The sequence below is a fragment of the Pantoea sp. sgz302252 genome, assembly GCF_047713085.1.
Taxonomy (GTDB): domain Bacteria; phylum Pseudomonadota; class Gammaproteobacteria; order Enterobacterales; family Enterobacteriaceae; genus Scandinavium.
In genome coordinates, this window is the sequence record NZ_JBLFJW010000012.1 from 68,189 (window position 1) to 87,365 (window position 19,177).

Genomic DNA, 19,177 nt, shown 5'->3' on the forward strand with positions numbered 1-19,177 from the left:
GAACTACATGAGCGCGAATGCGGAGACTCAACCCCCGCAGCAACCGGCCAGCAAGAAAGGCAAACGTAAGGGTGCCCTGCTGCTTCTGACCTTGCTCTTTATTGTTATTGCAGTGGCCTATGGGATCTACTGGTTTTTAGTGCTGCGTCATTATGAAGAAACGGATGATGCGTACGTGGCAGGGAACCAGGTTCAAATCATGGCACAGGTGTCAGGCAGCGTGACAAAAGTCTGGGCTGACAACACCGACTACGTGCAAAAAGGCGACGTGCTGGTCACGCTCGACCAGACCGATGCCCAGCAGGCATTCGAGAAGGCAAAAACGGGCTTAGCCTCCAGCGTTCGTCAGACCCGTCAGTTGATGATCAACAGCAAGCAGCTTCAGGCGAGCATTGACGTTAAAAAGACCGCTCTGGCACAAGCGCAGACTGACCTTAATCGCCGCATTCCGCTTGGCAGCGCCAATTTGATTGGCCGTGAAGAGCTGCAACACGCGCGTGACGCCGTGGCCAGTGCGCAAGCAGAACTGAACGTCGCCGTTCAGCAATACAACGCTAACCAGGCGATGGTGCTGGACACACAGCTTGAAAATCAACCGGCTGTTCAACAGGCCGCGACGGAAGTGCGTAATGCCTGGCTTGCCCTGCAACGTACCAAAATCGTCAGCCCAATGACCGGCTATGTCTCTCGTCGTGCCGTTCAACCTGGCGCGCAAATTAGCCCAACCACGCCGCTGATGGCGGTGGTTCCGGCCACCAATCTGTGGGTGGATGCGAACTTCAAAGAGACTCAGCTGGCGCATATGCGCATCGGCCAGACCGCGACCATTGTCAGCGATATCTACGGTGATGATGTGAAGTACACCGGTAAGATTGTCGGCCTCGATATGGGGACTGGCAGCGCCTTCTCCCTGCTTCCGGCACAAAACGCCACCGGTAACTGGATCAAAGTGGTTCAGCGTCTGCCTGTACGTATTGAGCTGGATGAGAAGCAACTGGCACAACACCCGCTGCGCATCGGCCTTTCTACGCTGGTGAAAGTGGACACCGCCGATCGCGGTGGCGAGATACTGGCAAGCCAGGTGCGTAGCAGCCCGGCATACGAAAGTAACGCTCGTGAAATCAGTCTCGACCCGGTGAATAAACTGATTGAAGGCATCGTCCAGGCTAACGCCGACTGATCAGGGGTGAGCGTAATGCAACAGCAACAACCGCAAAAACCTCTGGAAGGTGCGCAACTGGTCATCATGACCATTGCCCTCTCTCTGGCGACGTTTATGCAGGTGCTGGATTCGACGATCGCCAACGTGGCGATCCCGACCATTGCCGGTAACCTTGGCTCATCGCTGAGCCAGGGCACCTGGGTTATCACCTCTTTCGGGGTGGCGAATGCCATCTCGATCCCGATCACCGGCTGGCTGGCGAAGCGCGTAGGTGAAGTCAAGCTGTTCATGTGGTCGACAATCGCGTTTGTGATTGCGTCCTGGGCCTGTGGCGTGTCCAACAGCCTGACCATGCTGATTTTCTTCCGCGTGATTCAGGGTGTGGTCGCCGGGCCGCTGATCCCACTGTCGCAAAGTTTGCTGCTGAACAACTATCCGCCAGCGAAGCGTTCTGTCGCGCTGGCTTTATGGTCAATGACGGTTATCGTGGCCCCTATTTGCGGCCCGATCCTCGGTGGCTATATCAGTGATAACTATCACTGGGGCTGGATCTTCTTTATCAACGTCCCGATTGGTGCGGTGGTGGTTCTGCTGACGCTGCAAAGCCTGCGCGGGCGTGAAACTCGCACCGAACAGCGGCGCATCGACGGTGTGGGTCTCGCGCTCTTAGTGATTGGTATCGGCAGCTTGCAGGTGATGCTCGACCGCGGCAAAGAACTCGACTGGTTTAACTCGACAGAAGTGGTGGTGCTGGCGATTGCCGCCGTAGTCGCGATAAGTTTCCTGATTGTCTGGGAACTCACCGACGATAACCCGATAGTCGATTTATCGCTCTTTAAGTCGCGAAACTTTACCATCGGCACGCTCAGTATCAGCCTCGCGTACATGCTCTACTTCGGCGCTATCGTCCTGTTGCCGCAGCTGTTGCAGGAGGTATACGGTTACACCGCGACCTGGGCCGGGCTTGCGTCTGCACCGGTGGGGGTTATCCCGGTTCTGCTGTCGCCGATTATCGGGCGCTTTGCCCATAAGCTCGACATGCGACGGCTGGTCACCTTCAGCTTTATCATGTATGCCGTGTGCTTCTACTGGCGAGCGTATACGTTCGAACCGGGCATGGACTTTGGCGCATCCGCGTGGCCGCAGTTTATTCAGGGCTTCGCCGTGGCCTGCTTCTTTATGCCACTGACCACTATCACGCTGTCAGGATTGCCTCCAGATCGGCTTGCGGCAGCTTCCAGTCTGTCGAACTTTACCCGTACGCTGGCAGGGTCAATCGGGACGTCGTTTACCACGACCATGTGGACGAACCGCGAAGCGATGCACCACGCGCAGTTGACGGAAGCGGTGACGCCGTATAACCCGAACGCCCAACAAATGTACGATCAGCTACAAGGGCTAGGGATGACGCAGCAGCAGGCATCCGGTTATATCGCGCAGGAGATCACCGCCCAGGGCTTAATCATTTCGGCCAATGAAATTTTCTGGATTTCAGCGGGGATCTTTATCGTTCTGCTGGGCCTCATCTGGCTCGCCAGACCGCCATTTGGTGCGGGTGGTGGTGGCGGTGGTGCTCACTAACAAAAAAGCCAGAGGGGGAACCCGCTGGCTTTTTTTATATTGCCCGGCGGCTCTGCGTTTGCCGGGCCTACTGGTTTTGTAGGCCGGATAAGCGCAGCGCCATCCGGCAACAGGGCAGAGGACTAGATGTGCAGTTCCTGCAGCTTCTCTTTCGGCAGCGCCAGCTCATCATTGCTGTTCACTCGCACGCCACGGTCGATAATGCTACGGGCGATATCCTGTGCTTCCTGCAGTGAGTGCATGGTGTAAGTGCCGCACTGATAGACGTTCAGCTCAGGGATCTGGTTCTGTTCTTTGACCTTCAGAACATCCGCCATCGCCGCTTTCCACGCGTCAGCTACGCGGGTTTCATCCGGCGTACCAATCAGACTCATGTAGAAACCAGTCCGGCAGCCCATGGGGGAGATGTCGATGATCTCGACGCCATTCCCGTTCAGGTGATCGCGCATAAAGCCCGCGAACAGATGTTCAAGCGTGTGAATGCCCTTCTCTGGCATCACTTCTTTGTTCGGTACGCAAAAGCGCAGATCAAAGACGGTGATCTCATCGCCGTGCGGCGTGTGCATGGTTTTTGCGACGCGGACCGCAGGGGCTTCCATTCGGGTATGGTCGACAGTGAAGCTATCTAATAACGGCATTTTGTCTCCTCCGAACTCTTCGCTTTCTCTTGTGCCATCAGGGCTGAGAGAAAAAATAACTGAAGAGTGTGATTTTTTTATAAATAAACTGAACTCTTTGTTCCCGGGCGAGTCTGAGTATATGAAAGACGCGCATTTGTTATCATCATCCCTGTTCTTCAGAGATGAAAGTTTGGCCACAATGATGTGGCCTTTTTCTTTTCTGTCAGGCGTGACGCGCAACCACCGCAGCAAACGGCTCGGTATCCGCCTCTTCAATCTGACGCTGACGCGCGATTGACGCTTCACGTTCCGCTTCAAAATCCGCTTCGTGCAATATCTCTAACGGCTCTTCGCGCAGCATTGTACGGTACTGTTCACCCAATGCTTTACCTGTCCCGCCAATGCCACTTTCAAGCATAGAACGCAAAATGCGTGCTGAGAAAGTTAATTCTGGATTGTCAAAGCTTGCGACCAGCTCATCACACACTTGCTGGTAGGCATTTCCGCCTTCGATGCTGTCCAGTGTCTGGGCGACGCGTTTCAGGTCGGCAAACAAGTCTTTGCCCACTTTCGCCAGCGGGAACTGCGCGGTTTCGCAGCCAATGCCCAGCGTCAGACCTGGCTTGCGGCCTTCCAGAATCACGCGATTCCAGTTGGTGCGAGTACACAGCAACTCGTCGCTGCTCATCTCTGGCGCATCCGCCAGCACACACCAGACCATAAACAGATCGAGGAAGCGTACCTGCTGCTCGTCCACCCCAATCGGCGAGAACGGGTTGATGTCTAACGAGCGCACTTCGATGTATTCGATGCCGCCACGCAGCAACGCATCAGACGGCGTTTCACCGCTGCGGGTCACACGTTTTGGACGAATCGGCGCGTACAGCTCGTTCTCAATCTGCAGAATGTTGCTGTTGATTTGCAGGAACTTGCCGTCTTTCTCGACGCCGATTTTGGCGTACTCTTCCGACGGCGTTTTGATCGCCCGCTTCAATCCTGCCACATAGCTGTGCAAATCGTTAAACGTAATACCGAGATTGCTTTGCGACTTATTGGTATAACCCAGGTCGCTCAGACGCAGAGAGGTCGCGTACGGCAGGTAGTACATGCCGCATTCGGTTTTCTCAAACGGCAGCGTCGTCGGTTTACCTTGCAGGAACGACGAACAAATAGCCGGAGAGGCGCCGAACAGGTATGGGATCACCCAACCAAAACGGTAGTAATTGCGAATCAGGCGGAAATACCCGTCAGAGATGGCCTCTTTGCCGTCTTCCGTGCCGTTAACGCCGCACTTCGCTTGCCAGAATGCCATCGGTAACGAGAAGTTATAGTGCACACCGGAAATCGTCTGCATCAGCGCGCCGTAGCGGTTTTTCAGCCCTTCACGGTACAGCGTCTTCAGACGCCCTACGTTTGAGGTGCCATATTGCGCCAGTTCGATTTCCTGACCTGGTGCGATGTAGCACGGCATGCTGAGCGGCCACATACGTTCTTCACCGATATGACGAGCCGTGTAGCGATGCACGTCGCGCATCAGCGTCAGCATATGGTCAATATCACCGTCTACGGGCGTGATAAATTCCAGTAAGGCTTCCGCAAAATCGGTGGTAATCCATTGATGGGTCAGCGCCGAGCCAAGAGCATCCTGATGACCGGTTGTTGCCAGTGAACCGTCGGCATTGACGCGCAGTGTTTCGCGCTCAAGCCCGCGTTGAATTCCTCGCACAGCCTGAGGATGCTTTTCCAGCCAGGCCAGCGCCTGTGATACGTCCGGGATCAAATTGACCTCCCGCCTGTCGAAATCATTTTATTAAGCATAATTGTCATGGTTGACGATTAAAGGTCACAATCAGTCCAATTAGTGCCACCACGTCATACCTTGCAGCGTTGCTGCGGCAATGACCACATAGCGCAGCGCCTTGCCAAGGCACAAGAAAAAAAGCACCGGTCCCCATGAGATGCGCATCCATCCTGCCAGCAGACACAGTAAATCACCGATGACAGGCATCCAGCTTAGTAACAGTGTGGCGGCCCCATAGCGTCTTAGCCAGCCCACTGCTCTTTCCCGCCAGCGTGAATTATCACGTAGCGGAAATAAACGCCCAAGAATAACGTTAGTTACCCCTCCAAGGCTATTACCCATTGTTGCTATTAAAACAAGAAGCCAGGGATGACCGACCTTGGCTATCAGCATGCCGACCAGCACCACCTCGGAGTTACCGGGCAGTAGCGTGGCGCTGAGAAAACTACTGGCAAACAGGGAGAATAGAGACAGTGTGTCACTCACAGCAAACGCACGTCCACAGCATCCATTCCCGCAAGACGGGCCGCTTCAAGGCCGAAGTCTGCATCTTCAAAGACCACACACTGTTCAGGCGCGACGCCCATCAATTCAGCACAAAGCAGAAAAGTATCGGGAGCTGGCTTGTGATACTTAACATGATCGGCGGCAACGACCGCCGTAAAGTATTGCCGCAGCCCTAAATGGCTTAGCAGAGCTTCAGCAATGGCGCTTTCACTGCCTGTGCCCACCGCCATGGGTCGACGACCGTGCCACACTTTAACCACATCTATCAATGGCAGTGGACGCACAGTGTCCAGCAGCATCACTTTCACAGCGTCTGTTTTCTCACGGGCCAACTGGTGGGGATCAAGCGTTGCCTGATTGAGAGCGATAACTGACTCAGCAATGCGCCAGGTCGGCGAGCCGTTGAGCGCGGCCATGGCCTCGGCTTCATAACGCATACCGTAGCGCCCAAGCACCTCATGCCACGCTCTCAGATGAGTGGGCTCAGTATCAAGAAGGGTGCCGTCCATATCGAAAATCAGCCCTGCATAGCGCTCGTACATCATGCTCTCACTCACTGGATAACAGAACGTTACTTTAACGTAAAAAGGGGTCGCTTGTCGCCGCCAGCCGAAAACAACAGAGGCACCGCGAAGGTGCCTCTGAGCTAAAGTGCCTGGCGTTACTTAACCTGCATGTCGTTTTCGACCATACGCACGCCTGTGACGTTACGCGTCAGCTCGACTGCACGATTGGCAATCGCCTGGGAAGAAACGAACCCGCTCAATTGTACGCGGCCTTTAAAGGTCACGACGCTGATTTCATTAGATTTGACATCTTTATCGCTGAACAACGCGGATTTCACCTTGGTGGTGATCACCGTATCATCGATATAGCCGCCAGTGCTCTCTTTGGTTGACGACCCCGCACAGCCCGCCAGGGATACGGCGAAAATGCTCGCTGCACAGAACGCAGAGACAGCTTTGAACCATTTCATGGATTTCTCTCCTTACTACCTGAAAACAGATTGAATACAGATATAAATTAGCCTGGACGAGGAAATATGCCAATACTGAACAAGGGGTTAAGGCGTTTTCTGGAGGAGATTCTTAGAAATTGAATTTCTTTGAAGCACTATCGTTGCTGATAGTTGAAGAGAAGATGGTGCATCCGGGAGGATGACTCGCCGAAGGCTCGCCCTAAAGGGCCGTTGCTGAAGCAACGTTATCCTCCCTGGAGCTTGCTGAGAAAATGAATTTCTCTGGGGCATCATCACTGCGGATAGTTTGGGAGAATATGGTGCATCCGGGAGGATTCGAACCTCCGACCGCTCGGTTCGTAGCCGAGTACTCTATCCAGCTGAGCTACGGATGCATCGGGAATTGCTGAGGTACTACTGATTTTCTCTGAAGCACTATCATTGCTGATAGTTGAGGAGAATATGGTGCATCCGGGAGGATGACTCGCCGAAGGCTCGCCCTAAAGGGCCGTTGCTGAAGCAACGTTATCCTCCCTTCTGCTTGCTGAGAAATCGTATTTCTCTGAAGCACTATCACTACTGATAGTCGAGGAGAATATGGTGCATCCGGGAGGATTCGAACCTCCGACCGCTCGGTTCGTAGCCGAGTACTCTATCCAGCTGAGCTACGGATGCATCAGGGGTACTGCTTTTACTGCTGATTCAATGTCACTCAACAAGCCGCAACATTGATAAGATGGTGCATCCGGGAGGATTACTCGCCGAAAGCTTGCCCTAAGGGCCGTTGCTGAAGCAACGTTATCCTCCCTCGTACTTGCTGAGAAATCGAATTTCTCTGAAGCACTATCATCGCTGATAGTTGAGGAGAAGATGGTGCATCCGGGAGGATTCGAACCTCCGACCGCTCGGTTCGTAGCCGAGTACTCTATCCAGCTGAGCTACGGATGCAAAATGGCGGTGAGGCGGGGATTCGAACCCCGGATGCAGCTTTTGACCGCATACTCCCTTAGCAGGGGAGCGCCTTCAGCCTCTCGGCCACCTCACCACACGCCTCTTTCGAGTGCTTCGAGTGACTCGTAAGAGCTTCTCGTCGCTGCGTGGCGCACATATTACTTTCTGGGACTTATAAGTCAAACAATTTTTCCTGAGCTTTTACCGTTTGCACACTTCACACCCAATTAGCCTGCAAAAACGGCAAAAAGAGCGATTTATCAACAAACAAATCTGCTGCTATACCCGAAATCATCAGGCATTAGCCAGCCAGGAACAAACATAAAGAGTTGGGAAAAAACAAAGAGAGTAAGAGAAAACGGGAAAAAGAGAGGGGGAAGAGAGAGTGCGTCTCACCGGGGAGGTGAGACGCGGAAAACTTAGTAACTGGACTGCTGGGATTTTTCAGCCTGGATACGCTGGTAGATCTCTTCACGATGGACAGAGACTTCTTTAGGGGCGTTTACGCCGATGCGTACCTGGTTGCCCTTCACCCCTAAAACTGTCACGGTGACCTCATCTCCAATCATGAGGGTCTCACCAACTCGACGAGTCAGAATCAGCATTCTTTGCTCCTTGAAAGATTAAAAGAGTCGGGTCTCTTGTATCCCGGCATTATCCATCATATAACGCCAAAAAGTAAGCGATGACAAACACGTAAACGTGTAAGCAGTCACGGCATTACATTCTGTTAAACGTAAGTTTAGCCGATTTACACAATTTCAACCTGACTTTATCGTTGTCAGTCTTGCTATTGCAAGACGCCAGAACCCAAGGATTTTGGCGTCTGCCGCGTTTATAGTTATTACAGTTTTGCGCTGACCCAGCCTTTCACGCTGGCCAGTGCGGCCGGGAGAGCCGCTGCATCCGTACCGCCGGCTTGCGCCATATCAGGACGACCGCCCCCTTTACCGCCCACCTGCTGGGCGACCATACCAACCAGATCCCCTGCTTTCACGCGATCCGTGACATCCTTAGAAACGCCCGCAATCAGAGAAACCTTATCGTCTGCTACCGTGGCCAGTACCACAATCGTGGAACCTAACTGGTTCTTCAGATCGTCAACCATAGTACGCAGCATCTTCGGCTCAACACCCGCCAGTTCACTGACCAGCAGTTTCACGCCATTGATCTCTTCAGCTTTGCTGGAGAGGTTTGCACTCTCCTGCGCGGCAGCTTGTTCTTTCAGCTGCTGAAGCTCTTTTTCCAACTGACGAGTACGCTCCATCACAGAACGCACTTTGTCGCTCAGGTTGTGACTGTCGCCTTTCAGCAGTTGCGCCACATCACTCAGCACATCGCTCTGCGCGTGCAGGCTGGCGATTGCGCCTTCACCGGTCACCGCCTCGATACGGCGAACACCTGCCGCTGTACCTGATTCAGACGTGATGCGGAACAGGCCGATATCACCGGTGCGAGAAGCGTGAGTACCGCCGCACAGCTCAGTGGAGAAATCGCCCATGCTCAGCACACGTACACGCTCGTCGTATTTCTCGCCGAACAGCGCCATCGCGCCTTTTGCTTTCGCGTCTTCGAGTTCCATGACGTTGGTTTCAATCGGCAGGTTGCGGCGAATCTGGGCGTTGACCAGATCTTCCACTGCACGAATTTCTTCCGGCTTCATCGCTTCGAAGTGAGAGAAGTCAAAGCGCAGCGCTTTGTCATTCACCAGAGAGCCTTTCTGCGCCACATGCGTACCGAGTACCTGGCGAAGTGCTGCATGCATCAGGTGCGTGGCAGAGTGGTTCAGCAGAATACGGGCACGACGTGCTTCATCAACGTCTGCCTGCACAGCATCACCCACTTTCAGGGAACCGCTGCTCAGCTTGCCGAGATGACCGATGGCCTGGCCGTATTTCTGGGTGTCCTGAACAGCAAAAGCAAAGCCTGCGCCTTTCAGTTCACCTTTATCGCCTACCTGACCACCCGATTCCGCGTAGAACGGCGTCTGGTCCAGAACAACAACCGCATCCTGACCTGCAGCAATGCTGTCTACCGCTTTACCCTCGACAAACAGCGCAGTGACTTTGCCGTTCAGTTCCAGATGGTCATAGCCTTTAAATTCAGAGGCGCTGTCAACGCGGATCATCGCGTTGTAGTCTGCGCCAAAACCGCTGGATTCACGCGCACGACGGCGCTGTTCTTCCATGGCGGCTTCAAAGCCAGCTTCATCGACTTTGAGGTTGCGCTCACGGCAAACGTCTGCCGTCAGGTCAACCGGGAAACCGTAGGTATCGTACAGGCGGAAAGCCGTTTCGCCATCCAGCGTGTCGCCTTTCAGCTTCGCCAGTTCTTCGTCGAGCAGCGCCAGACCACGCTCAAGCGTACGGGCAAACTGTTCTTCTTCGGTTTTCAGAACCTGCTCTACCTGCGCCTGCTGACGCTTCAGCTCTTCACCGGCAGACCCCATGACTTCAACCAATGGGCCAACCAGTTTCCAGAAGAAGCTCTCTTTCGCGCCCAGCATGTTTCCGTGGCGGATGGCACGACGGATGATGCGACGCAGCACGTAGCCACGGTTTTCGTTGGACGGAATAACGCCATCCGCAATCAGGAATGCGCAAGAACGAATGTGGTCAGCGATAACGCGCAGCGATTTGTTGCTGAGATCGGTTGCACCGGTCTCTTTCGCCACAGCCTGAATCAGGGTGCGGAACAGGTCGATTTCATAGTTGGAGTTCACGTGTTGCAGGACAGCAGCGATACGCTCCAGACCCATGCCGGTGTCCACGGACGGCTTCGGCAGCGGTTCCATGGTGCCGTCAGCCTGACGGTTGAACTGCATGAACACGATATTCCAGATTTCGATGTAACGGTCACCGTCTTCTTCCGGGCTTCCCGGAGGGCCACCCCAGATATGGTCACCATGATCGAAGAAGATTTCAGTGCAAGGACCGCAAGGGCCAGTATCACCCATCTGCCAGAAGTTGTCAGAAGCGTACGCTGCGCCTTTGTTGTCACCGATGCGGATAATACGTTCGCGAGGAACACCCACTTCGTTGGCCCAGATTTCGAAAGCTTCGTCATCGGTTTCATACACGGTGACCCACAGGCGCTCTTTAGGCAGAGCAAACCAGTTTTCACCGGTCAGCAGTTCCCACGCGTATTGAATCGCATCGTGTTTGAAGTAATCACCGAAGCTGAAGTTACCCAGCATTTCGAAGAAAGTATGATGACGTGCGGTGTAACCGACGTTTTCCAGATCGTTGTGCTTACCACCGGCACGCACGCAGCGCTGCGAGGTTGTCGCGCGGGAATAATTACGTTTGTCGAGACCAAGGAACACATCCTTGAACTGGTTCATCCCGGCGTTGGTAAACAGCAGAGTTGGATCGTTATTGGGTACCAGGGAGCTGCTGGCAACTACCTGATGTCCCTTACTATGGAAAAAGTCGAGAAACGCCTGACGGATCTCAGCGGTGCTCTTGCTCATAATTATCCTGGAATCACGCTAACGGATTGAAGCAGGCGGCATCTGAACAGTTTTTACACAATCAGGCAACCTTGCAGAAATAAAGTGGGAATAAGATAAGTTTTCTTTGGAGGGAAGTAAAATACCGAGTGCTTTAGTCCGCAAAATTTCGCCAAATTCCCTGTATATCCTCCATCAGATAGCCGCGGGTGAGCAAAAAGCGCTGAACTTTCACTTTTTCAGCAAAGGCGGTTGGCAGAGGTTCGCCGTATTTGCGCTGGGCCTGTTCGCGAGCAAGCTGCAACCAGTCAATTTCGCAATCAAACATCGCCTGATCGATATCGCTTCGGCTGATGCCTTTCTGGTTCAATTCCTGACGAATACGCGCCGGGCCGTAACCTTTGCGGCTTCGGCTGGCAATAAACTGGCGGGTAAAACGAACATCATCGAGATAGCTGCTTTCCAGACACCAGGCAACAACTTTATCGACATCTTCCGGTGGAGCATCAATCGGTTCCGGGCCGTTTTTGGTCAGCACCGGTGCGGCTAGTTTTCGCCGCAGTTCTTTCTCGCTGTGGTCTCGCATGGCAAGAATACGAATCGCTCTGTCCAGCAGTCTTGAATACGCCGAGCGTCGAGGTGAATTTTCAGACATATCTCGCCTTTTTTCTGCGTCGTAAAAAGACAAAAGGGCCGCATCAGCAGCCCTCACATCCAGGCAAAGAAGGAAAAAGCGTGGTTTTTCCTTCTTTGTGGCTATCAGCCGAAAATCAATAAATTGATTTTCCTTATTTTTTACTGGAAGACACCTCTTTGCCCTGCGTTGGAATCCGCTTTAGCATCGAGGGTAATCAGAAATCTTCGTGGGTTTCTTCAACGTCGCCCTGGTCAGGAACGAAAGCGGGTTTGTCATCCTGATTGGTCAGCAGCAGTTCACGAACTTGTTTCTCGATCTCTTTCGCTGCCGCCGGGTTCTCTTTCAGCCAGGAGATAGCATTCGCTTTACCCTGGCCAATTTTGTCACCTTTATAGCTGTACCAGGCGCCCGCTTTCTCGATCAGCTTCTCTTTCACGCCCAGGTCAACCAGCTCGCCCAGGAAGTTAATGCCTTCACCGTAGAGGATCTGGAATTCAGCCTGTTTGAACGGCGCAGCAATTTTGTTCTTCACAACCTTCACGCGGGTTTCGCTACCGACGACGTTATCGCCCTCTTTCACCGCGCCGATACGACGGATGTCCAGACGAACAGACGCATAGAATTTCAGTGCGTTACCGCCAGTGGTAGTTTCCGGGTTACCGAACATCACCCCAATTTTCATACGGATCTGGTTGATGAAGATAAGCAGAGTATTAGACTGCTTCAGGTTACCGGCCAGCTTACGCATTGCCTGGCTCATCATACGTGCCGCGAGGCCCATGTGAGAGTCACCGATTTCACCTTCGATTTCCGCTTTCGGCGTCAGCGCCGCTACGGAGTCAACCACGATGACGTCAACCGCACCAGAACGTGCCAGCGCGTCACAAATTTCCAGCGCTTGTTCGCCGGTGTCTGGCTGGGAACACAGCAGGTTATCGATATCAACGCCCAGTTTGCGTGCATACACTGGGTCCAGCGCGTGTTCCGCATCGATAAACGCACAGGTTTTCCCTTCGCGCTGTGCCGCCGCAACCACTTGCAGCGTCAGCGTAGTTTTACCGGAAGATTCCGGCCCGTAAATCTCAACAATACGACCCATCGGCAGGCCGCCGGCACCCAATGCGATATCCAGAGAGAGCGAACCGGTGGAGATGGTTTCCACATCCATGGAACGGTCTTCACCCAGGCGCATGATGGAGCCTTTACCGAATTGTTTTTCGATCTGGCCCAGTGCTGCCGCCAACGCTTTCTGTTTGTTTTCGTCGATAGCCATTATTACTCCTGTCCGGGTGTTACCGCGTAAATTCTGTTTTGTTGTCGCAATTATACTGTATGGTCATACAGTATCAAGTGTTTTGTAGAAATTGTTGCCACAGCAGTTGTAAGGCATAAGTCGTAGCCTGACGCCGCACGGCTTCACGGTCTCCTGCGAAGCATTCTTGCCGGGTAAAGCCTTGTCCATTCGCACAGGCCAGGCCAAACCAGACGGTACCGACGGGCTTTTCTTCGCTGCCGCCATCCGGGCCCGCAATGCCGCTGACAGACAGCGCATACGTCGCGCGAGCGGCCCGTAAAGCGCCAATCGCCATCTCCACCACCACCGGTTCGCTGACTGCGCCGTGATTGAGCAATGTCTCTTCACGCACGCCAATCATCTGCGATTTCGCTTCGTTGCTGTAGGTCACAAAGCTACGTTCAAACCAGGCAGAACTGCCTGAAATGTCGGTGAGGACTTTGGCTATCCAGCCACCGGTGCAAGATTCTGCGGTAGTGACGGTTGCGCCCTGCGCCTTCAACGCCAGCCCGACCTGTTCGCTCAGGGTCATCAATTCACGATCGTTCATCGTCATCCTCAAAGCCTGAAAAAGAGGGTCACAGAGTAGCACTTTCAACATCAAAAGGGGGACGAGGTGATGGTTTTACGAGGTGGGTTCAGGAAAATCGACAGCGCCCGACAAGTGCCGGGCGCATCTCAGAATTACTTCATGCTATTGGCAAGGGAGTCGACATTATGACGCAACATTTTGACGTAGCTGTCAGCCACCCCGCCCGGTTTTGACAGCGCTTCCGGATACAGCTCACCGCCAGGTTGTGCGCCTGTCGCAGAAGCAATCTGCTTCACCAGGCGTGGATCGAGTTGGTTTTCCATAAACCAGGTCTGCACGCCGTCAGCCTTAATCTGATTGATCAGTTGGCCCACCTGCGCCGCGCTGGCTTCACTTTCTGAAGACAAGCCTTGCGGAGCCATGAAAGTCACCCCGTAAGCACGCCCGAAGTAACCAAAGGCGTCATGGCTGGTCAGGACTTTGCGCTTAGCTTCCGGGATAGCGCTAAACCGTGACTTCGCCCAGCCATCAATTTGCTTGAGCTGCGCAATGTAGGCCTGCCCACTGGCGTTGAGGGCCGCTTCATCTTGCGGATCGGCTTTCACCAGCCCGGCAAGAATGTTTTGTGCATACAGCGCCCCGTTGGCGGCACTGTTCCAGGCATGAGGATCGGTAACAACTTTTCCGTCTTCATCAAGCGTATGGGTCTTCACCCCTTGTGAAGCGACGACCAGCTCGCCTTTGAAGCCCGAAGCTTTCACCAGCCTGTCCAGCCAGCCTTCAAGACCCAGCCCATTGACCACCACCACATCTGCTTTACTCAAAAGCACGCTGTCTTTTGGCGAAGGCTCAAAGGTATGCGGGTCACCATCCGGGCCAACAAGCGTGTCCACGTGCACGTGTTCTCCCCCAACTTGCTGCACCATATCGCCGAGCACCGAAAAACTGGCGACCACATTGAGCGTTTTTGCCATAACGCCCGGTGAGAGCGCCCCTAGCGCCAGCGCTAAAATAAACCCCGTTCTTTTCATCATTATTCCCCTTTATCAAAAAAGCGCTCGCAGGCTGAAAGCCAGCCGGCTACGCGTGCCAAAAAATAGCGAAATGAAAAACAGCAGGCTGGCGGTGAGCACAATCGCAGGGCCTGCCGGCAGGTTTGCCGACCAGGACAAACTTAATCCGAGCCAGGCGCAGAATGCGCCGCTCACTGCGGCAAACAGCAAAATCACAGGTAAGGTTCTCGCCCAGCAGCGAGCGGCAATCGCGGGAAGCATCATCACGCCAACGGCCATCAGTGTGCCCAATACCTGAAACCCGGCGACCAGGTTAATCACCAGCAGCGCCAGAAACACGCCGTGCAGCAACGACGGTAAACGGCGCGAGTTGACTTCCAGCCAGGCGCTGTCGAACGCTTCACTGACAAAGCCGCGATACAGCACGGCCATTGCGATGAGCGTGAGGCTGGCAACCGCAGACACAAACACCGCGGCGTTGCTGTCGACAGCCAGAATGGAACCAAACAGTAGATGGAGGAGATCGACGCTTGACCCCCGGAGCGACACCAGTGTGACACCCAAAGCCAGCGATCCCAGGTAGAAGCCAGCGAAACTGGCATCTTCTTTCAGCGGCGTGCGGCGGCTAACCCAGCCCGCAATCAGCGCCACAGCGATTCCGGCGATAAACCCGCCAATCGTCATCGCCAGCAGCGACATGCCGCTCAACAGATATCCCACCGCCACGCCGGGCAATATCGCGTGCGAAAGCGCATCGCCCATCAGGCTCATTCGACGAAGCAGCAAGAACACACCGAGCATCGTGGTGCTGACCGATAACGCGAGGCACACCACCAGCGCACGGCGCATAAAACCAAATTCGATAAAAGGCTGGAAAAAAGTGTGCCAGATCATGCTCGCCTCGCGTGGTCAAAGGCCGGAAGCACAGACGCGGTTGCCCCCCAAAGCGCGTGTTGCGCTTCAAGAAGCAGCGTTTCAGGGAAGTGACGGGCAACGCGCTGGTTGTCATGTAACACCGCCAGTACCGTTTGCCCGGCGCGATGCATGTCGAGGATGACCTCCATTAACAGCTGACTGGTGGCCTCATCGATACCGGTGAACGGCTCATCAAGCATCACTAGCGGCGCTTGTTGTACCAGCACGCGGGCAAAAAGCATGCGCTGAAACTGACCGCCAGAAAGCGCTTCAATGGGCATCTCAGTGAGCGCGGTCAGTCCTACTCTCTCCAGCGCTTGGGCTACACGCCGACGCATTTCGCCGCTCACGCCACGAAACAGTGACACTCGCGGCCACGCGCCCTGGCTAACAACGTCCTTTACCGTTACGGGAAACTGAGACTCCAGCGCATGCCGTTGTGCCAGCCAGCCAATCACCGGGCGCTGTTTTTGCCAGTGCACTTTTCCGCTCACGGCAGGGATAAATCCGGCCAGGGTTTTGAGCAGCGTTGATTTCCCGCAGCCATTCACGCCGACAATTGCGGTCAGCGAGCCCTCTTCAATAACGCCACAAAGCGCCGGGGTGATCGCAAGACGGTCGTAACCCGCGACAAGATGATCCAAAGCAATCATGGCAACAGCACCGCCCACCAGGTGGCGACCCAGAGCAAAGTCAGTAACGCAACGGCGAAAGCCAGGCGCAGCAAACTGGAGGAGGTAAACAGGGAAAACGACATGGTCAGCGACTCAAACAAATATGTTATAACATAACAATAATGAGTTCATGAGACGTTGTAAATTGATGATCTGAAGCGGGGATGTATCGGAATGTTTCGGAAATCCCCTCCCGCAGGAGGGGAAAAGGCATTACTGCTGAGCGCGAGCCATGGCGACAGCCTGACCAAGTTGCCAGACAGCCATCGCATAATGCGTGCTGTGGTTGTAGCGGGTGATCGCGTAGAAGTTTGGTAAGCCGTACCAGTATTCGTAGCCGGTACCCACGTCCAGACGCAGCAAGCTTGCCTGTTGATGATCGCCCAGAGATTGCGTTGGAGACAAGCCCGCCGCTGAAAGCTGCAAAATGCTGTAATTCGTTTTGAAGCCGTTATCCAGACCCGGCGCCTGACCCATTGCCGGAACGGCAACCTGATCGCCCTTCACCCAGCCATGCTGTTTGAAGTAGTTAGCCACGCTGCCGATAGCGTCTTCCGGGTCCCACAGGTTGATATGCCCGTCACCGTTGAAGTCCACCGCATACTGTTTGTAGGAAGACGGCATGAACTGACCGTAGCCCATTGCGCCTGCGAAGGAGCCTTTCAGATCCAGCGGGTCGTCCTGCTCATCACGCGCCATCAACAGGAAAGTTTCCAGCTCGCCAGAGAAATACTGCGCACGGCGAGGATAGTTGAAGGAGAGCGTCGCCAGCGCGTCGAGGATGCGGGTTTTGCCCATCACGCGACCCCAGCGGGTTTCCACCCCAATAATGCCGACGATGATTTCCGGCGGCACGCCGTAGACCTGCCACGCGCGGGTCAGCGCATCCTGATACTGATTCCAGAAAGCCACGCCGTTTTGCACGTTATCTGGGGTGATGAACTGTTTGCGATAGCGCAACCACGCGCCATTCGGCCCTGTTGGTACCTGCGCCGTCGGTGCCTGCCTGTCCATCAGGCGCAGCACGTAATCCAGACGTTTCGCCTGCGAAAGGATTTCATGCAGTTGCTGACGATCAAAGCCATGTTTGCTGACCATCGAATCAATAAACTGCTCCGCCGCCGGGTTATTCGCAAAGTCGCCGCCCATCATCGTGACGTTGTGCTGCGGCTCCAGCAAAAAGCCCCCGGAGGACGGGGTTGCCGTAGGCGCTTCCGCCGTTTTCGGTTTGCTGCTACAGGCCGCAACCAGCACGCAGAGTGGGAGTAAGGTCAGATAACGACGCTTCAACATGTGACATCCATTTAGCAATTTCAGCAAAGGCAATCATGGTAAAGCATCCCGAAGTCTGCAAGGAAGCGCTACCTGCATTAAAAACAAATCTTTCATTTTTACGCTTCCTCTCTCGTCACTCTCCTCCTGGTATTTCACCACAATCTTTCACAATGATTATTTTATCTTTCATTTTGAGATCTAATTAACACATTAAAACCTTTCAAAGTGATTATTATTGCAGCCAGTTGCACAAGAACACACACAGGAGAGAACAATGATCGAAACCATTACCCATGGCGCCGAGTGGTTCATCGGGCTGTTTCAGAAGGGCGGGGAAGTGTTTACCGGGATGGTGACCGGGATCCTGCCGCTGCTGATCAGCCTGCTGGTTATCATGAACGCGCTGATCAACTTTATCGGCCCTGCCCGCATTGAAAGATTTGCTCAACGCTGTGCGGGCAACCCTGTTTCTCGTTATCTGGTTTTGCCCTTCATCGGCACATTTGTGTTTTGTAACCCGATGACGTTGAGCCTTGGGCGTTTTATGCCGGAGCGCTACAAACCCAGCTATTACGCCGCAGCCTCTTACAGCTGTCATTCGATGAACGGTCTGTTTCCTCACATCAACCCGGGCGAATTGTTCGTGTACCTCGGCATTGCCAGCGGCTTAACCACACTGGGTCTTCCCCTTGGTCCGCTGGCCGTGAGCTATTTGTTGGTCGGTCTGGTGACCAACTTCTTCCGTGGCTGGGTCACCGATCTGACCACCGCCATTTTCGAGCGAAAAATGGGGATTCAGCTTGAACAAACCGTTCGCCTTTCAGGAGCCACAGCATGAGCCGCATCCGTATTGAAAAAGGCACCAGCGGCTGGGGTGGCCCGCTGGAGCTGGACGTTATCGAAGGGAAAAAGATTGTTTACATCACTGCTGGCACCCGTCCGGCCATCGTCGACAGACTGGTGGAACTCACCGGCTGGCAAGCGGTAGACGGCTTTAAGGAAGGCGAGCCCGCAGAAGCAGAAATTGGCGTGGCGGTTATCGACTGCGGCGGCACGTTGCGCTGTGGCCTCTATCCCAAACGGCGCATTCCTACCATCAACATTCACTCGACCGGAAAATCCGGGCCGATGGCGCAGTACATCGTTGAGGATATTTATGTTTCTGGCGTGAAAGTGGAAAACATTCAGCTCATGGAAGGCTCCGCTACGCCGCAAAGCTCTCGTGCCAGCACTGCGCCGCGTGAGTACGACACCAGCAAAAAAATTACAGAACAGAGTGATGGGCTGCTGGCGAAAGTGGGCATGGGAATGGGGTCTGCGGTGGCTGTGTTATTCCAGTCCGGTCGCGACACCATCGATACCGTACTGAAGACGATCCTACCGTTTATGGCGTTCGTTTCGGCGCTGATCGGCATCATCATGGCTTCCGGGCTTGGCGACTGGATAGCGCACGGTCTCGCTCCGCTCGCCAGCCACCCACTCGGTCTGGTGACGCTGGCACTCATTTGTTCCTTCCCGCTGCTTTCACCTTTCCTCGGCCCAGGTGCTGTGATTGCGCAGGTTATCGGCGTGCTGATTGGGGTACAAATCGGGCTTGGGCATATTCCCCCGCACCTCGCCCTGCCCGCTCTTTTTGCTATTAACGCCCAGGCGGCCTGCGACTTTATCCCCGTTGGGCTTTCGCTTGCCGAAGCCAGACAGGACACCGTTCGCGTGGGCGTGCCTTCCGTGCTGGTCAGCCGTTTTCTCACCGGCGCACCAACGGTGCTGATTGCCTGGTTTGTCTCTGGCTTTATCTATCAATAA

The 19,177-nt window shown here is 54.4% G+C and carries 19 protein-coding genes and 4 tRNA genes; 4 read left to right on the top strand and 19 right to left on the bottom strand.

Going from position 1 to position 19,177, the window contains the following annotated elements; all coding sequences use genetic code 11:
* The first annotated feature begins 7 nt into the window (after positions 1-7).
* The gene (emrA, locus tag ACLW56_RS11335; RefSeq protein ID WP_330983883.1) at positions 8-1,180 is read left to right on the top strand and encodes a multidrug efflux MFS transporter periplasmic adaptor subunit EmrA; all 1,173 of its coding nucleotides are present in this window, start codon (positions 8-10) and stop codon (positions 1,178-1,180) included.
* Positions 1,181-1,195: 15 nt separating this feature from the next.
* A complete protein-coding gene (gene emrB / locus ACLW56_RS11340) occupies positions 1,196-2,743 on the top strand; it encodes a multidrug efflux MFS transporter permease subunit EmrB (RefSeq protein ID WP_330983884.1) in 1,548 nt (515 codons plus the stop codon).
* Between the two features lie 122 nt (positions 2,744-2,865).
* Here emrB and luxS read toward each other — a convergent pair whose 3' ends face one another.
* From luxS to mltB, 19 genes are all read right to left on the bottom strand, one after another.
* Positions 2,866-3,381 carry an S-ribosylhomocysteine lyase gene (luxS, locus tag ACLW56_RS11345; RefSeq protein ID WP_330983885.1) on the bottom strand — a complete coding sequence of 172 codons (516 nt, stop codon included), beginning with the start codon at positions 3,379-3,381 and terminating at the stop codon, positions 2,866-2,868.
* Between the two features lie 205 nt (positions 3,382-3,586).
* Positions 3,587-5,143 carry a glutamate--cysteine ligase gene (gshA, locus tag ACLW56_RS11350; RefSeq protein WP_330983886.1) on the bottom strand — a complete coding sequence of 519 codons (1,557 nt, stop codon included), beginning with the start codon at positions 5,141-5,143 and terminating at the stop codon, positions 3,587-3,589.
* A 78-nt stretch (positions 5,144-5,221) separates the two neighbouring features.
* Positions 5,222-5,650, bottom strand: a complete 429-nt coding sequence (locus tag ACLW56_RS11355; RefSeq protein ID WP_330983887.1) for a YqaA family protein — start codon at positions 5,648-5,650, stop codon at positions 5,222-5,224.
* Positions 5,647-6,213, bottom strand: a complete 567-nt coding sequence (yqaB, locus tag ACLW56_RS11360; RefSeq protein WP_330983938.1) for a fructose-1-phosphate/6-phosphogluconate phosphatase — start codon at positions 6,211-6,213, stop codon at positions 5,647-5,649. The genes ACLW56_RS11355 and yqaB overlap by 4 nt, the downstream gene beginning before the upstream one ends.
* A gap of 119 nt (positions 6,214-6,332) precedes the next feature.
* Positions 6,333-6,647, bottom strand: a complete 315-nt coding sequence (locus ACLW56_RS11365; protein WP_330983888.1) for a BON domain-containing protein — start codon at positions 6,645-6,647, stop codon at positions 6,333-6,335.
* Between the two features lie 300 nt (positions 6,648-6,947).
* Positions 6,948-7,024: transfer RNA gene (locus tag ACLW56_RS11370), tRNA-Arg, on the bottom strand.
* A gap of 203 nt (positions 7,025-7,227) precedes the next feature.
* Positions 7,228-7,304 (bottom strand) — tRNA-Arg (locus ACLW56_RS11375).
* Positions 7,305-7,500: 196 nt separating this feature from the next.
* Positions 7,501-7,577, bottom strand: a tRNA-Arg gene (locus ACLW56_RS11380).
* Between the two features lie 4 nt (positions 7,578-7,581).
* Positions 7,582-7,674 (bottom strand) — tRNA-Ser (locus ACLW56_RS11385).
* Between the two features lie 325 nt (positions 7,675-7,999).
* Positions 8,000-8,185 (bottom strand): carbon storage regulator CsrA, encoded by a 186-nt coding sequence (gene csrA, locus ACLW56_RS11390; protein WP_000906486.1) that lies wholly within the window; start codon positions 8,183-8,185, stop codon positions 8,000-8,002.
* A 239-nt stretch (positions 8,186-8,424) separates the two neighbouring features.
* Positions 8,425-11,052 carry an alanine--tRNA ligase gene (gene alaS, locus ACLW56_RS11395; RefSeq protein ID WP_330983889.1) on the bottom strand — a complete coding sequence of 876 codons (2,628 nt, stop codon included), beginning with the start codon at positions 11,050-11,052 and terminating at the stop codon, positions 8,425-8,427.
* Between the two features lie 133 nt (positions 11,053-11,185).
* Positions 11,186-11,686: a recombination regulator RecX gene (gene recX / locus ACLW56_RS11400; RefSeq protein WP_330983890.1), complete on the bottom strand. Its 501-nt coding sequence runs from the start codon at positions 11,684-11,686 to the stop codon at positions 11,186-11,188.
* 196 nt (positions 11,687-11,882) lie between these two features.
* Positions 11,883-12,941: a recombinase RecA gene (gene recA, locus ACLW56_RS11405; RefSeq protein WP_330983891.1), complete on the bottom strand. Its 1,059-nt coding sequence runs from the start codon at positions 12,939-12,941 to the stop codon at positions 11,883-11,885.
* A gap of 73 nt (positions 12,942-13,014) precedes the next feature.
* Positions 13,015-13,512: a nicotinamide-nucleotide amidase gene (pncC, locus tag ACLW56_RS11410; protein WP_330983892.1), complete on the bottom strand. Its 498-nt coding sequence runs from the start codon at positions 13,510-13,512 to the stop codon at positions 13,015-13,017.
* A gap of 134 nt (positions 13,513-13,646) precedes the next feature.
* On the bottom strand, positions 13,647-14,525 hold the full coding sequence (locus ACLW56_RS11415; protein WP_330983939.1) for a metal ABC transporter substrate-binding protein: 879 nt from the start codon (positions 14,523-14,525) through the stop codon (positions 13,647-13,649).
* A 15-nt stretch (positions 14,526-14,540) separates the two neighbouring features.
* Complete coding sequence (locus ACLW56_RS11420) at positions 14,541-15,401, bottom strand: metal ABC transporter permease (protein WP_330983893.1); 861 nt, start codon at positions 15,399-15,401, stop codon at positions 14,541-14,543.
* Positions 15,398-16,075 carry a metal ABC transporter ATP-binding protein gene (locus ACLW56_RS11425; protein ID WP_330983894.1) on the bottom strand — a complete coding sequence of 226 codons (678 nt, stop codon included), beginning with the start codon at positions 16,073-16,075 and terminating at the stop codon, positions 15,398-15,400. The genes ACLW56_RS11420 and ACLW56_RS11425 overlap by 4 nt, the downstream gene beginning before the upstream one ends.
* Positions 16,072-16,197: a hypothetical protein gene (locus ACLW56_RS11430; protein WP_330983943.1), complete on the bottom strand. Its 126-nt coding sequence runs from the start codon at positions 16,195-16,197 to the stop codon at positions 16,072-16,074. Before ACLW56_RS11430 ends, ACLW56_RS11425 begins: the two co-directional genes overlap by 4 nt.
* A 112-nt stretch (positions 16,198-16,309) precedes the next feature.
* Positions 16,310-17,389 (bottom strand): lytic murein transglycosylase B, encoded by a 1,080-nt coding sequence (gene mltB / locus ACLW56_RS11435; protein ID WP_330983895.1) that lies wholly within the window; start codon positions 17,387-17,389, stop codon positions 16,310-16,312.
* A 256-nt stretch (positions 17,390-17,645) separates the two neighbouring features.
* On the opposite strand from mltB, the gene srlA reads away from it, so the two are divergent.
* Both srlA and ACLW56_RS11445 read left to right on the top strand, forming a co-directional pair.
* Positions 17,646-18,209 carry a PTS glucitol/sorbitol transporter subunit IIC gene (srlA, locus tag ACLW56_RS11440; RefSeq protein WP_330983896.1) on the top strand — a complete coding sequence of 188 codons (564 nt, stop codon included), beginning with the start codon at positions 17,646-17,648 and terminating at the stop codon, positions 18,207-18,209.
* Positions 18,206-19,177 carry a PTS glucitol/sorbitol transporter subunit IIB gene (locus ACLW56_RS11445; RefSeq protein ID WP_330983897.1) on the top strand — a complete coding sequence of 324 codons (972 nt, stop codon included), beginning with the start codon at positions 18,206-18,208 and terminating at the stop codon, positions 19,175-19,177. Before srlA ends, ACLW56_RS11445 begins: the two co-directional genes overlap by 4 nt.